This is a genomic window from Streptomyces sp. NPDC037290 (assembly GCF_055603245.1).
In genome coordinates this window covers 942,392-956,175 of sequence record NZ_JBVJVZ010000002.1, presented here as the reverse complement: position 1 = coordinate 956,175, position 13,784 = coordinate 942,392, and the positions used below count along the sequence as shown (strand labels likewise).

Here is a 13,784-nt window from a genome sequence, read left to right as displayed (position 1 = left end):
TCTCGCTCGGATGCGGCCAGCGTGCGACGGCGCAAGGGGGCTGTGCCACTTTCGTTGCCGGTGCCGCAAAAACGTGCCGGTGCCGCAAAAAATGGGGTGCGTGGCAGCGGGCCGGGCCACCAGCATGGGGTTCTGTGAACGACGATCTTGTGACACGCTTCCTCGCCGACGGCTTCGTGAAGCTCGAGGGTGCCTTCCCTCCGCGCGTCGCCGCGGACTGCGCCCGGCTGCTGTGGCGGGAGACCGGGTACGACCCGGACGACCCGGGCACCTGGAAGGAGCCGGTGGTCCGGCTGAACGGCATGGCGCAAGGGCCGTTCGCGGCCGCCGCCAACTCCCCCGCTCTGCATGAGGCGTTCGACCTGCTCGTCGGTGCGGGCCGGTGGGAGCCGCGGTATTCGCTGGGGACCTTTCCGCTGCGGTTCCCGCACCCGGTCGAGCCGGACGACGCGGGCTGGCACATCGAGGGCAGCTATCTTCCCGAAGGCGAGCAGTGGTACTTCACCAACCTGCGCTCCAGGGACCGCGCACTGCTGATGCTGTTCCTGTTCAGCGAGGTCACCGAGGCCGACGCCCCGACCCGGATCCGGGTCGGCTCGCACCTGGACGTGCCGCCGCTGCTGGAGCCGTACGGCGAGGCGGGCGTGTCGGGGCTGGAGATCGCACCGCAGCTGGTGCGGGCCTCGGCGCACCGCCCGCTCGCGTACGCCACCGGCCGCCCCGGCGACGTCTACCTCTGTCATCCCTTCCTGGTGCACGCGGCCCAGCCGCACCACGGCACCCGGCCCCGCTTCATGGCGCAGCCGCCGCTGTCTTCGGCCGTGCCCTACGAGCTGGACCGGCCCGACGGGGCGTACTCGCCGGTGGAGCAGGCGATCCGCCGGGGACTCGGCCGCCAGGTGTGTTGATCAGCCAACTGGCGAGGTCGGCCCGGTTGTTGGTGATGCTCACCGAGCCCTGGAACGCGTCCCGGCGGTGACAGGGGACTTCAGGTCACCGTCGAGCAGGCGCCCCACGGCGTCCCGCGGCCATCAGCCCGCCGCCCCCTGCTTCCGGTATGCGCGCAGCGCGAACTCCGGGTCGGGGCGCGGGCGGTCCTGGTCCGGCAGGCGGGAGAGGCGGGCAGCGTACTCCTCCGTGCGCGGCTCTCCCGGTGGGAGCAGGGTGAACCAGCCGCGGCGCAGGTCGGCGATGGTGGTGCGGGGGCTGCGGCCCTGGCCGACTCCGGGGAACGCGGCGCTGCCGGCCGGCCGGAGCCCGTGCCGAACGGCGTGCGCGGTGACGGTGGCGTCGGCGTCCTGGGCGGGGCGGCGCGGGCGGGAGGCGAGGACGGCGTCGATGTCGCTGCCGACGTCGTGCGCCGCGGCCTTGTCGACGGTGGTGACGTAGACCCCGCCGGGGCGCAGCACACGGGCGCACTCGGCGACGATGGCGCGGACGTCCTCGGCGTCCTCCAGCAGGTGCAGCAGCCAGATGCTGGTGACCGTGTGGAAGGTGCCGGTGGGGAAGGGCAGGCGGCGGCTGTCGGCCCGTACGACCGCGCCGGGCAGCCGGGCTCCCGCCATACGGACCATGGCGGGGGTGAGGTCGGCGCCCGTCACCCGCAGCGCGGGGCGCTCGGCGGCGAGCCGGCGGGTGACGATCCCGGTGCCGCAGGCCACGTCGAGGAGCCGGCCCGGGGCGTCGGGGATCAGGCCGAGTATGGCCGCGGTGGCCGCGGCGGCGCGGGCCTCGCCGCCGCGGGACGCGTCGTAGGCGTCGGCCTCGTTCTCGTAGTCGAGCACGTCCGTCAGTGTGCACCGTGACCTGGGGCGATGTCCTCCACCCTGCGGGCGAGATCGAAGTCCTTCGCGGTGACGGCACCGCCCGCGCTGTGCGTGTTCACGCCGAGCGAGACGGTGTTGTAGCCGAGGGCGAGGTCGGAGTGGTGGTCCAGCTCGTCCTGGACGGCGGCGATGTGCATGACCAGCGCCGCCGCCGCCACGTGCGAGCCGAGGCGGTAGGAGCGGGTGAGCCGGCCGGACTCCACCGCCCAGCCGGGCAGCTCGGCGAGCCGGTCCTCGATCTCCTTCTGCGACAGCGGTTCGACGGCCATGGCCGGGGCTCCCTTCGAGGTGACGGGAAGGCGGGACACGATGTCAGCCTGCCACGCGGGCCCCCTGCGTACTCCTCTCGCGCGAGCCGCCTGCGTACCCCTTCGCGTACTCCGTTCGCCCAGGCCGCCCGCGCATGGCCCCGCGTCTGCCGCCCGCGCGCCCCTCCCGGCACTCCGCCGCGTCAGCTCTGGACGCGCCGCTCCGCGTCAGCCCGCGCACTCGGCCGCGAGATCGTCGGCGAGGGCGGCGATCGTGGCCCGGCCCTCCACCCGCGTCACCCAGGCGTGCGGCAGTCCGGTGTCACCGTGCAGGGCGCCCAGCAGATTGCCGCAGATCGATCCGGTGGAATCGCTGTCACCCGAGTGGTTGACGGCCAGCAGCAGCGCTCGTTCGACGTCCGGCTCGGCGAGCGCGCAGTAGACGCCGATCGCGAGGGCCTCCTCGGCGACCCAGCCCGCGCCGAGGGACTCCACCTTCTCCGCCGTCGGTGCCCCGTCGCCGGCGAGGTCGAGGGCGGCGCGCAGGGCGTCCGTGGTCTCGGTGTGGCCGCGGTGCCGTTCCAGCAGCCGCAGCGTGCGCAGCACCGCGCCCTCCAGCGACTCCCCGGCGACCAGGTGGGCCACGATCGCGGCGAGGGCGCCCGCCGCGTAGTAGCCGGTGGGATGGCCGTGGGTGATCTGGGCGCCGCGCGCGGCCATGGCGAACGCCACGTCGGCGGGGTTGACCAGCCCGAAGGGGGCCGAACGCATGACCGTGCCACAGCCCTTGGAGTCGGGGTTGACCTCGCCCGGGGTGCCGTCGAGCGGAAGTGCGGGGTCGGGCGCGTACATCCGGGCGACGCCGGACAGGCAGGCGTTTCCGGGGGCGCGCCGGGCGTACAGCCAGGCCTCGGTGACCAGGCCGCCGGCCGGTGCGCCAGGGTGCGCCGGTGCCGGCTGGTGCGGTGCCGGCTGCCCGGGGCCGTGCAGGGGGGCCGCGGGCTGTGCCGGGCCGGGCTTGGACTGGGTTTCCAGCCAGCGCTCGTACGCCTGGCGCAGCAGCAGTGGCCAGGCGCCGCCGATGCCCTTCTCGCGTTCACGTGCGTGCGCCTGGATGAGGGCCTCGACGGTGAACAGGGTCATCTGGGTGTCGTCGCTGATCAGGCCGATCGCGCCGGCCGCGCCGGGTACGAGACCGGTGACACCGCGCGCTCCGTGCGAGGCGCGGATGCGGTCGAGGGAGGCGAACTCCACGGGGTAGCCGAGGGCGTCACCGAGCGCGCCGCCGAGGAGACAGCCGCGGACCCGCGCCCGGTGGACGGCCGCGGTCGGAAGGGACGGTGTGCGCCACGGCTGCGACCACGGTTCGTTCATGTGCAACGGAAGCAACTCCTCAGCAACTCCTCGACTACGGTCGGACGCATGACCATTGTCGCTTCCGGCCCCTCCGCGTCCGCCACCGCCCCCGCCGCCACCGACGCCGACAGGGGCGTCGGCCCGCTGCTGCGGGCCTGGCGGGAGCGGCGCCGGATCTCCCAGCTGGAGCTGGCGCTGCGCGCCGACTCCTCGGCCCGGCACATCAGTTTCATCGAGACCGGCCGGTCGCGGCCGAGCGAGGAGATGGTGCTGCGGCTCGCCGAGCATCTGGACGTGCCGGTGCGGGAGCGCAACTCCCTGCTGCTGGCCGCCGGTTACGCCCCGCACTATCCGGAGACGCCGCTGGACGACCCGGCGCTGGACGCGCTGCGCGACGGCATGGAGCGCCTGATCCGGGGCTACGAGCCCTACCCCGCGCTGGTGGTGGACGCCGGCTACACGGTCGTCGCCGCGAACCGGGGCATCGCCATGCTGCTGGACGGCGTGCCCGAGAAGCTGCTCGGCCCGGCACCGAACGCGATGCGGCTGACGCTGCACCCGGAGGGAATGGCACCGCGCATCCGCAATCTGCGCGAGTGGCGCGGGCATCTGCTGGCGCAGATGGAACGGCAGATCGCCCTGCAGCGATCGGACCGGCTGCGCGCCCTGTACGAGGAGGTGGCGGCCTACCCGGTGCCGGCGGAGGACGCGCCGGGCGACGAACCGGAGGCGCCGGTCGCGTACTTCGCGCTGCCGCTGCGCGTCGAAATCGGCGGCCGGATCCTGTCGTTCGTGTCGTCGATCTCCACGTTCAACACGCCGATGGACGTCACGGTCGCCGAGCTCGCCATCGAGACGTTCCTGCCGGCCGACCCGGCGACCGCCAAGTACCTGCACACGCTGGCCGGTTGACTCCACCCCGTCCGCACGGATCCGGTCGGACCCGTGTGCGAGAGGGGATCACATGGCAGACTGCCCGGGTACTTCGGCGCGTAAGGGGAGGGCGTGGCGTGAGTGAGCGGCGGGCTGCCCCCACCGTGGGCCAGGTGGTGCTCGGCAAGCGGCTGCAGGAGCTGCGGGAGGCTGCGGGCCTGAGCCGTGAGGAGGCCGCCCGGGTGCTCAGGGTGGCGCCCGCGACCGTACGGCGGATGGAGATGGCCGAGGTCGCGCTGAAGATCCCCTACGTGCAGGTGCTGCTGGACACCTACGGGGTGGCCGAGCAGGAGGCGGCGGCGTTCGTGCGGCTGGCCGAGGAGGCGAACCAGCCCGGCTGGTGGCAGCGGTTCCACGACGTGCTGCCGGACTGGTTCAGCCTGTACGTCAGCCTGGAGGGCGCCGCCCGGATCATCCGCTCCTACGAGCCCCACTTCGTCCCCGGCCTGCTGCAGACCGAGGACTACGCGCGGGCGGTGCTGGAGGCCGGGACGATCGGGCAGACCTCGCCGCAGACCGTGGAACGGCATGTGTCGCTGCGCATGGAACGCCAGCGGCTGCTGGAGCGGGACGATCCGCCCCACCTGTGGGTGATCATGGACGAGACGGTGCTCAGGCGCCCGGTGAGCACGCGCGGCGAGGTGATGCGCGCACAGCTGGACCGGCTGCTGGAGTACGTCGAGCGGGACCGGGTCACGCTGCAGCTCGCCGAGTTCGCGGCGGGACCGCACCCGGGGACGTACGCGCCGTTCACGCTGTTCCGGTTCGCCGAGCCCGAGCTGCCGGACATGGTGTTCACGGAGTACCTGACCGGTGCCCTCTACCTGGACTCCCGTCGTGAGGTCTCCGCGCATCTGGAGGTGCTGGACCACATGACGGCGCGGGCGGCGTCGGCGCAGCGCACCCGGACCCTGCTGCGGGAGTTCCGCAAGACCTTGTGACATCCCGTCCGGAACGACCCTGACCCGCCCCGACCCGACCTGCCCGAACCGGCCGGCCGGCTGACCACCGACCGACTCAACTCGACTGCCCGGCCGGCCGACCACCGACCGACTCAACTCGACTGCCCGACCGACCCGGACCCGACCGGCCGACCGAACCGACCGACCCGGCCATGACCGACCTCAGGGGGAATCAGAAGTATGTCCGCACCCGATGCCGTGCCCGCGCCGATCGACACCAGCCGTCCGCACCCCGCCCGGGTGTACGACTGGTGGCTGGGCGGCAAGGACAACTACCCCGTGGACGAGGAGCTGGCGCGGAGGATCCTGGCCGCGGACGGCACGGCGGTGCGCGGTGCGCGCGCCAACCGCCGGTTCATGCACCGGGCCGTCCGGACCGCCGCCGAGGCCGGTGTACGCCAGTTCCTCGACGTCGGCACGGGCATCCCCACCGAGCCCAATCTGCACCAGGTCGCGCAGCGCGTGGCGCCGGAGTCCAGGGTGGTCTACGCGGACAACGACCCGATCGTGCTCCGGCACGCCGAGGCCCTGCTGCGGAGCTCCGCCGAGGGCCGCACGGACTACCTCCAGGCCGATGTCCGCGACCCCGGCACCATCCTGCGGCTGGCGGGCGAGTCCCTGGACTTCGGCCGCCCCGTCGCGCTGTCCCTGGTGGCGCTCACCCACTACCTGGGTGAGCAGGAGGACGATGTGTTCGGGCTGGTGAAGCGGTACGTCGACGCGCTCGCCCCCGGCAGCTTCCTGATCCTCTCGCAGGTCACCCAGGACCTCAGCCCGCAGGGCGTGGCGACGGCCGCCGAGCTGTTCCGCAGGAGCGGCACACCGTTCCACCCGCGCACGCTGCCCGAGTTCTCCCGGTTCTTCGACGGCCTGGAACTGCTCGGCCCCGGAGTCATCCCGGTGTACGGCTGGCGCCCGGATCCGGAGGACGTGGCGGCCCAGGCGGAGGGGGTCGTGCCAGTGTACGCGGGGGTTGCGGTCAAGCGGTGACGGGTGCGGGTCTGTGAACAGGTGCGCTCCCCTGCCCGGCGCACCCTCGTCCGATCTGCACGGCGTGACGCTGACCGGCGGCCGGGAGGCGGACGCCTTCTGCCGGAACCGGTGGAGCCACGGCGAGGTCGTGCACTCCACCCACGGCGTGAACTGCACCGGGTCCTGCCGGTGGAAGGTAAACGTCAAGGACGGCGTCCTCACAGAACGACCCGGAGCGGCGCCGCCGTTACCAGCGGGCGCGCGGCAAGGGCGGTCCGGTGCGGGCGGGTTGGGACGGGGCGGTGGAGCTCGTCGCCGCGGCCCAGGTGCACACCGTCAGGACCTACGGCCCGGACCGCATCGCCGGGTTCTCGCCGGTCCCGGCGATGTCGATGGTGTCGCACGCCGCCGGCGCCCGCTACCACCGCGCTGATCGGCGCTCCGATGCTCTCGTTGTTCGCCGGCGAGTGGCTGCACCCGCATCCCGGCGCGGACGGCGCGCCGGCGCTCGCGATGGGCCGTGTCGCGCGCCGGTGCCGTACCTGTTCCGGCCGTACATCGTCTACCGCCCACGGGATCGGCGGCAGTCGGGTCCCCGGCCGGAGCGGCGCGGCCGGGGAGTCAGGGGAGGCCGGGGAACGTCAGGCCGCGCCTCCCTTGCTGTCCCTGTCCTCGTCCACGATCTCGGCGTCCACCACGCCCTCGTCGTCCTGCGGTGAGGCGTGCTGTCCGGTGCCGCCGTCGCCCGGGGTCTGGCCGGCCTGGGCGTACATGGCCTGGCCCACCTTCTGGCTGACGGTGGCGAGTTTGTCGACACCGGCGCGGAGTTCTCCGGTGTCGGCGTTGCGGTCCAGGAGTCCCTTCAGTTCCGTGGCCGCTTCCTGGACCTCGGTCCTGGTGTCGGCGGGGACGCGGTCCTCGTTGTCGCGGAGGAACTTCTCTGTCTGGTACACGAGTTGCTCGGCCTGGTTGCGGGTCTCGGCGGCCTCGCGGCGTTTGCGGTCCTCCTCGGCGTACTGTTCCGCCTCCCGCATCATGCGGTCGATGTCGTCCTTGGGCAGGGCGGAGCCGCCGGTGACGGTCATCTTCTGCTCCCGCCCGGTGGCGAGGTCCTTGGCGGAGACGTGCATGATCCCGTTGGCGTCGATGTCGAAGGCGACCTCGATCTGCGGCACACCGCGCGGGGCGGGCGGCAGTCCGGTGAGGTCGAAGACGCCGAGCTTCTTGTTGTAGGCGGCGATCTCGCGTTCACCCTGGTAGACCTGGATGCCGACCGAGGGCTGGTTGTCGGTGGCGGTGGTGAAGATCTCCGAACGGCGGGTGGGGATCGTGGTGTTGCGTTCGATCAGCTTGGTCATGATGCCGCCCTTGGTCTCGATGCCGAGGGACAGCGGGGTGACGTCGAGCAGCAGCACGTCCTTGACGTCGCCGCGCAGGACGCCGGCCTGGAGGGCTGCGCCGACGGCGACCACCTCGTCGGGGTTGACGCCCTTGTGCGGGTCCTTGCCGGTGAGGTCGCGGACCAGATCGGTCACGGCGGGCATCCGGGTGGAGCCGCCGACGAGGATGACGTGGTCGATCGCGGACAGCTCGATCCCGGCGTCCTGGACGGCCTGGTGGAAGGGCTTCTTGCAGCGGTCGAGCAGATCGGCGGTGAGCTCCTGGAACTGGGCCCGGGTCAGCTTCTCGTCCAGGTGCAGCGGGCCCTCGGCGGACGCGGTGATGTACGGCAGGTTGACCGAGGTCTCCGAGGACGAGGACAGCTCGATCTTGGCCTTCTCGGCGGCCTCGCGCAGCCGTTGCACCGCCATCTTGTCGGCGGCCAGGTCGATGCCGTAACTGCCTTTGAACCGCTTCACCAGGTGTTCGACGATCCGCTGGTCCCAGTCGTCGCCGCCGAGGTGGGTGTCGCCGTTTGTGGCCTTCACCTCGATGACGCCGTCGCCGATCTCCAGCAGGGACACGTCGAAGGTGCCGCCGCCGAGGTCGAAGACCAGCACCGTCTGCTCCTCGCCGCGGTCCAGGCCGTAGGCGAGGGCGGCGGCGGTCGGCTCGTTGATGATCCGGAGCACCTTCAGGCCCGCGATCTCCCCGGCCTCCTTGGTGGCCTGCCGCTGGCTGTCGTCGAAGTACGCGGGCACGGTGATCACGGCGTCCGTGACGTCCTCGCCGAGATAGGCCTCCGCGTCCCGCTTCAGTTTCTGCAGCACCCGCGCGGACAGCTCCTGCGCGCGCAGGCGGGTGCCGTCGATGGAACCGCTTTCCGGGAAGCGCCAGCCGGCGTCGCCCATGTGCCGTTTCACCGAGCGGGCGGTGCGCTCCACGTTCGTCACGGCCTGCCGCTTGGCGACCTCGCCGACCAGCACCTCGCCGTTCTTCGCGAACGCCACCACCGACGGTGTGGTGCGCGCACCCTCCGCGTTGGTGACGACGGTGGGCTCGCCGCCCTCCAGGACGGCCACCACCGAGTTCGTCGTCCCGAGATCGATCCCGACCGCACGTGTCATGGTCCGTCCCCTTCCGCCCGGGCGCCTGCCGCTCTCCCAGCACATGACGTGCCTGCGGCGCTGTCAATGCCCGGGTTCCCGGGAACGGCGATGCCGCGCCCCCTGGAGCGGGGACGCGGCATCCGGGACGTACGGGCCTCAGGCCAGCTCGGCCGTCAGGGTGATGGTCGTGCCGGTCAGGGCCTGGCTGACCGGGCAGTTCTTCTTGGCGTCCTCGGCGGCCGAGGCGAAGCCCTCGGCGTCCAGGCCCGGCACCTCGCCGCGCACGGTGAGGTGGATGCCGGTGATGCCCTCGCCCGGCTGGAAGGTCACGTCGGCCTTGGTCTCCAGCCGGGTGGGCGGGGTGCCGGCACCGGCCAGGGCGTGCGAGAGGGCCATGGAGAAGCAGCTGGAGTGAGCACCGGCGATCAGCTCCTCGGGGCTGGTCCTGCCGTTCGCGTCCTGGGAGCGCGAGGCCCACGTGACCGGCTGCTCGCCGATGCCGGAGGAGTCGAAGGTGACGACGCCGTTGCCCTCGAGAAGGTTGCCTTCCCAGACCGTGTGCGCGGTGCGCGTGGTGGCCACGATGATTCCCTTTCCGTCGGATCCCGTTACGGGGGTTTTCCGTAGCCCTATCCGATCACATCCGGGCCCCTCGCACCCTGAAGACCGGTCCGCACGGGATGAACGGGAGGTGACGTCCCTACGGGACCGTACGGCCGGGTTTCAGGCGGCCTGCTCGTCCTCGGTGACGTCGGTGAGCGGGATCTGGGGGCCGTTCAGCTCCTCCAGCCAGCGGCGCAGTACCCGGTGCACCTGTTCGGCACCGGTCAGTTCCGCCCCGTCGCCCGCCGGTGCCGACAACTCCAGCGGGGAGAGCAGGAACGGGTGGGACTGGGCGCCGCCGAGACCGCCGTGGGAGCCGATCTGCTCCTCGAAGGCGAGGACCTCGCCGTCGGCGGTGTCGAGGGCGGAGTTCACCATGATGTCGGCGGTGTGCGGGAAGGTGTGGGTGCGGCGGACGGCGTCGGCGGCCGAAGGACCGAAGGGGGCCAGCGGGCCGGGCTCGTCGTCGAGCCGGGCGAGCGGGATCTCGGCGCCGTGGGCGCCCAGCACCACACCGTCGTGCTCCTCGCTGCGCACCAGCAGGAAGCCGATGCCGGGGTGGTTGGCGAGGGTGGTCAGCAGGGCGGGGTGACGGGCGTCGATCTCCTCCTTGGTCATGCGGTGGGGGACGTCCGGGAAGGAGATCAGGCCGAGGTTGCCCGATGCCAGCACGAGCGGCTCGGAGCCGGGGGTGGGGCGGCGCTGCTCGCTCTTCTCCTCCACGGGCCGGCGCAATGCGGCACGGACGGCGGCGCGGGCCTCGGCGCCGCTGTGGGTGCGTTCGGCGCGGCGCGGCACGTGCAGTCCGCAGCCGGCCCGGACGAGGTCGCCGAGGGTGAGGCCGTAGCGGGAACGGAAGGTCTCTCCGGGGCTCTGCCCGTGGTCGGAGAGGACGACGAGGTGGTACGGGCGCGGGGCGTGCTCGGCGACCCGCTGCAGGAGGGCGAGGGACCGGTCGAGGCGCTGCAGGACCTTCTCGGCATCCCTGCTGCACGGCCCGGAGTGGTGGGCGACTTCGTCGTAGGCGACGAGGTCGGCGTAGACGGCGGTGCGGCCGGCGAGCATGTCGCCCATCACCGCGGCGACGACGACGTCCCGTTCGACGACGGTGGCGAAGGCGCGGACGAGCGGGTACAGGCCGCCGCGGCTGACCCGGGGGCGTTTCTTCCGCATCCGGGCCCGGGTCGACTGGCCGATCTCGCGGGCCACCTCGGCGACGAAGGAGAGGGCGGTGCGGACGGCGCCCGCGGGATCGGAGAAGTAGGCGAAGTACCCGGCGCGGGAACGGTTCTCCCGGCTGCGGCGGCGGGCCGCGATGGACAGGACGAGCGCCTGTTCGCCGGCGCCGCCGCTGAAGAGGTTGCCGCGGCTGGCACCGTCCACGGTGAGCAGTCCGCCGTCGCCCGTGCGCAGCACGGCGCGGCGCTGCAGTTCGGCGGCGCTCGTCGGTCGATTGCTCACCATCACCTCGCCGCGGTCCTTCTCGTACCAGCGGAAGGCCGGCACGTCGAAGGTGCTGCCGTGGAGGATGCCGAGCTGGCTGGCGCCGGTCTGGCTGGACCAGTCGGTGCGCCAGGGGGTGAGGCGGTGGGTCGGGCGTGGTCCGTCGTCGGACGGCCGGTCGTCGGTCGGCTGTATACCGTCTGCGCTCGACAGGATGCCGTCCACCTTCGACTGTATGCGGTCGACCGCCCGCGGCCCGCCAACGGTCGACTGCATACCGTCGCCCGTCGACAGCCAGCGCCCGACCGTGGGCATCAGGCCCTTGCGGACCGCGTCCATGAGGACGCCGTGGCCGACGCCGTCGAGCTGGACGAAGACCAGGCCGGGCGTGGCGGGACAGGGCGGGTCGGATCTGCGGCGGCGTGCGGCGAGGCGGTGCAGGCGGCGCCGGTACGTCTCGTCGTCGCGGACGGCGAGGGCCGCACCGGTGGCCGAGGCGACGGCGGACATCACCGCAGCCACGATGACGGCGGTCTCGGGTGCGGCCTCACCTCGGCCGGACGGGTTGATGCGCAGGGCGAGCAGCAGCAGGGAGCCGTTGAGGAAGAAGACCAGCAGGCCGAGCACGAGGGCGGGGACGAGCAGCAGGAGCCGGACCAGGAGCGGCCAGACCACGGCCGACAGGACACCGAAGGCACCGGCCCCGCAGGCGGCGGTGATGGCGATGCGGGTGGCGCTGTCGCCGTCGGCGGACTGGAGCCGGAAGTCGGGCAGGAGCGCGGCGAGGACCAGCATGGTGAGGGTGGAGGCCGCCCATACGACGACGCTCCGGCCGATCTGACTGGCGATCCGTCGCCACCGCACTGCGCGCACGCCCCGTAACACCTCACGTCCCGGCCCGCTCGGCGCCTGGGCCACGCTCCACCCTGTCACGGGGTGCGGGGCCTGTGACGACCGGGTGCGGGCCTGTGCCCCGGCCGCCCCCTGACGGGCCGTCGAGACCGTCCGGCCCCTGGCGGCCGTCGTAACCGGCCGGCCCCTAGCGGCCGTCGTAGCCGGCCGTCGGCATGGACAGGCGGCGGTGCACGCGGGCCTTCATCTGGGCGTCGTACGACGGCTCGGCCCGCCCCACCGTCTCCACGCGCACGCCGCGCCGGGCGCACTCGGCGGTGAACGCCTCGACCGAGGACACCGCGCGCCGGAGCACGCGCAGGCTGGGCGCGACGAAGACGTCCACGCCGGGCCGGACGCCGTCCCACAGGGCGCAGTGGTCGAAGCGCAGCCCGCCGACGAGGAGTTCGCGGGCGATGACGTATCCGCGTTCGGCGGCCCAGCGGGCGCACATGGCGTGCTGGCTGCGGGAGTCGACGAGGAAGGGGTCCGCTTCCAGTTCTTCCAGGGGGGTCAGGCTGGCGATGGCGGTGACCCGCACCACCGCCGCGAGCGGGTCGGGAGAACCCCGCAGCTGTCCCATGGCGTCCCCCTCACCTCCGGGTTTCGTCGCCGACCCTACTCCTGCCCGTAGGCTTCGGGGAGTCGCGTGAAGGAGGCGAAGAAGGTGGCGGTGGAGATCACCTGGTGGGGTCACGCCACCTGCACGGTCCAGGACGCGGACACACGGCTGCTCACCGATCCCCTGTTCGCCCACCGGCTGGCGCATCTGCGGCGGCGCCGGGGCGCCCCGCCGCCGCCCGAGGCCCGTCGCGCGGACGTGGCGCTCGTCTCGCATCTGCACGCCGACCATCTGCATCTGCCCTCGCTGGCGGCTCTCGCCCCGGGCACGCGCCTGCTCGTGCCCCAGGGCGCACCACGGGCGGTGCCCGGCCTGCGCCGGCTGCGGCAGCTGCGGGTGACGGAGGTGGTGCCCGGGGACGTGGTGCGGATCGGTGAGCTGCTGGTGCGGGTGGTGCCGGCGCTGCATGACGGGCGGCGGCTGCCGGTGGGTCCGCAGCGCTCGCCCGCGCTCGGTTTCGTGGTGGAGGGTGAGGCGCGGACGTATTTCGCCGGGGACACGGGGCTGTTCGACGCGATGGCCGAGCGGGTCGGGCCGGTGGACGTGGCGCTGCTGCCGGTCGGCGGCTGGGGGCCGTATCTCGGGTCGGGGCATCTGGACGCGGGGCGGGCGGCGCGGGCGCTGGCGCGGCTGGCGCCGCGCGCGGCGGTGCCGGTGCACTACGGGACGTACTGGCCGATCGGGATGGACGCGGTGCGCCCGCACGAGTTCCATGCGCCGGGCGACGAGTTCGTGCGGCTGGCGGCCGTGGCGGCGCCGGGGGTGGCGGTGCACAAGCTGGGCCACGGGGAGAGTGTGCGGCTGAAGGTCGCGCGGTGACGTGGCTCGCCGATGCGTCGAGGGCCGTGGCGCCCGTGTCCACGCAGCAGGCGATCGGCTGTCCGACGCTGTTCCTGCTGGTGTTTCTCGGGGCGTTGGTGCCGGTCGTGCCGACCGGGGCGCTGGTGAGTTCCGCGGCGGTGGTGGCGTTTCATCAGACGGCGCCGTTCTCCTTGGCGTTGGTGTTCGTGACGGCTTCAGCGGCTGCGTTCCTCGGGGACGTCGTCCTGTACTGGCTGGGGCGGCGCGGGATGGGGTCGAAGAACGGGTCGCGGTGGCTGGAGGCGATCCGGTCCCGTGCGCCGAAGGAGCGGCTGGCGCAGGCGCGGGGGAAGCTGGCGGAGCACGGGGTGGCCGTGCTGGTGTTGTCCCGGCTGGTCCCCGCGGGGCGGATACCGGTGATGCTGGCGTGTCTGATGGCGGAGTGGCCGCTGCGGAGGTTCGCGCGGGGAAACCTGCCGGCTTGCCTCGCGTGGGCGGCCACGTATCAGGTGGTCGGCATCCTGGGCGGTTCGTTGTTCAAGGAGCCGTGGGAGGGTGTGGTGGTGGCGGTCGCCCTGACCGTGGTGATCAGTGCGGCGCCCGGTGTGTGGCGGCGGAGCCGGGCTGCCGGGTGAGGT

13 protein-coding genes and 1 pseudogene are annotated in these 13,784 nt (G+C 73.0%); 7 read left to right on the top strand and 7 right to left on the bottom strand.

Going from position 1 to position 13,784, the window contains the following annotated elements; all coding sequences use genetic code 11:
• Positions 1-134: 134 nt before the first annotated feature.
• Positions 135-908 (top strand): phytanoyl-CoA dioxygenase family protein, encoded by a 774-nt coding sequence (locus tag ACZ7HQ_RS10085; protein WP_470986944.1) that lies wholly within the window; start codon positions 135-137, stop codon positions 906-908.
• A gap of 123 nt (positions 909-1,031) precedes the next feature.
• Here the strand turns inward: ACZ7HQ_RS10085 and ACZ7HQ_RS10080 are convergent, their stop codons facing one another.
• The 3 genes from ACZ7HQ_RS10080 to ACZ7HQ_RS10070 all read right to left on the bottom strand — a co-directional run bounded on the left by ACZ7HQ_RS10080 (position 1,032) and on the right by ACZ7HQ_RS10070 (position 3,448).
• Complete coding sequence (locus ACZ7HQ_RS10080) at positions 1,032-1,784, bottom strand: class I SAM-dependent methyltransferase (RefSeq protein ID WP_470986942.1); 753 nt, start codon at positions 1,782-1,784, stop codon at positions 1,032-1,034.
• Positions 1,785-1,789: 5 nt separating this feature from the next.
• Complete coding sequence (locus tag ACZ7HQ_RS10075; RefSeq protein WP_470987148.1) at positions 1,790-2,095, bottom strand: 4a-hydroxytetrahydrobiopterin dehydratase; 306 nt, start codon at positions 2,093-2,095, stop codon at positions 1,790-1,792.
• 207 nt (positions 2,096-2,302) lie between these two features.
• Positions 2,303-3,448, bottom strand: a complete 1,146-nt coding sequence (locus ACZ7HQ_RS10070) for an ADP-ribosylglycohydrolase family protein (protein WP_470987147.1) — start codon at positions 3,446-3,448, stop codon at positions 2,303-2,305.
• Between the two features lie 48 nt (positions 3,449-3,496).
• Here ACZ7HQ_RS10070 and ACZ7HQ_RS10065 point away from each other — a divergent pair, with 48 nt between their 5' ends.
• The 4 genes and pseudogenes from ACZ7HQ_RS10065 to ACZ7HQ_RS10050 all read left to right on the top strand — a co-directional run.
• Positions 3,497-4,342, top strand: a complete 846-nt coding sequence (locus ACZ7HQ_RS10065; RefSeq protein WP_470986940.1) for a helix-turn-helix domain-containing protein — start codon at positions 3,497-3,499, stop codon at positions 4,340-4,342.
• A gap of 98 nt (positions 4,343-4,440) precedes the next feature.
• The gene (locus tag ACZ7HQ_RS10060) at positions 4,441-5,304 is read left to right on the top strand and encodes a helix-turn-helix domain-containing protein (protein ID WP_470986938.1); all 864 of its coding nucleotides are present in this window, start codon (positions 4,441-4,443) and stop codon (positions 5,302-5,304) included.
• A gap of 201 nt (positions 5,305-5,505) precedes the next feature.
• Positions 5,506-6,315 (top strand): SAM-dependent methyltransferase, encoded by an 810-nt coding sequence (locus ACZ7HQ_RS10055; RefSeq protein ID WP_470986936.1) that lies wholly within the window; start codon positions 5,506-5,508, stop codon positions 6,313-6,315.
• 31 nt (positions 6,316-6,346) lie between these two features.
• A pseudogene (locus ACZ7HQ_RS10050) lies at positions 6,347-6,822 on the top strand (nitrate reductase subunit alpha); the annotation flags it as partial.
• Positions 6,823-6,938: 116 nt separating this feature from the next.
• On the opposite strand, the gene dnaK reads toward ACZ7HQ_RS10050, so the two are convergent.
• The 4 genes from dnaK to ACZ7HQ_RS10030 form a co-directional block, all read right to left on the bottom strand.
• Positions 6,939-8,804: a molecular chaperone DnaK gene (gene dnaK / locus ACZ7HQ_RS10045; protein WP_470986934.1), complete on the bottom strand. Its 1,866-nt coding sequence runs from the start codon at positions 8,802-8,804 to the stop codon at positions 6,939-6,941.
• Positions 8,805-8,942: 138 nt separating this feature from the next.
• Positions 8,943-9,368, bottom strand: coding sequence for an OsmC family protein (locus tag ACZ7HQ_RS10040; RefSeq protein WP_360082656.1), 426 nt, complete (start codon positions 9,366-9,368; stop codon positions 8,943-8,945).
• 141 nt (positions 9,369-9,509) lie between these two features.
• A complete protein-coding gene (locus ACZ7HQ_RS10035) occupies positions 9,510-11,705 on the bottom strand; it encodes a phage holin family protein (protein WP_470986932.1) in 2,196 nt (731 codons plus the stop codon).
• Positions 11,706-11,871: 166 nt separating this feature from the next.
• Positions 11,872-12,306 carry a hypothetical protein gene (locus tag ACZ7HQ_RS10030; RefSeq protein ID WP_470986930.1) on the bottom strand — a complete coding sequence of 145 codons (435 nt, stop codon included), beginning with the start codon at positions 12,304-12,306 and terminating at the stop codon, positions 11,872-11,874.
• A gap of 84 nt (positions 12,307-12,390) precedes the next feature.
• Between ACZ7HQ_RS10030 and ACZ7HQ_RS10025 the strand changes: the two genes are divergently transcribed.
• Complete coding sequence (locus ACZ7HQ_RS10025) at positions 12,391-13,164, top strand: MBL fold metallo-hydrolase (protein WP_470987146.1); 774 nt, start codon at positions 12,391-12,393, stop codon at positions 13,162-13,164.
• Positions 13,161-13,781 carry a DedA family protein gene (locus ACZ7HQ_RS10020; protein WP_470986929.1) on the top strand — a complete coding sequence of 207 codons (621 nt, stop codon included), beginning with the start codon at positions 13,161-13,163 and terminating at the stop codon, positions 13,779-13,781. Before ACZ7HQ_RS10025 ends, ACZ7HQ_RS10020 begins: the two co-directional genes overlap by 4 nt.
• The last annotated feature ends 3 nt before the right edge of the window (positions 13,782-13,784 follow it).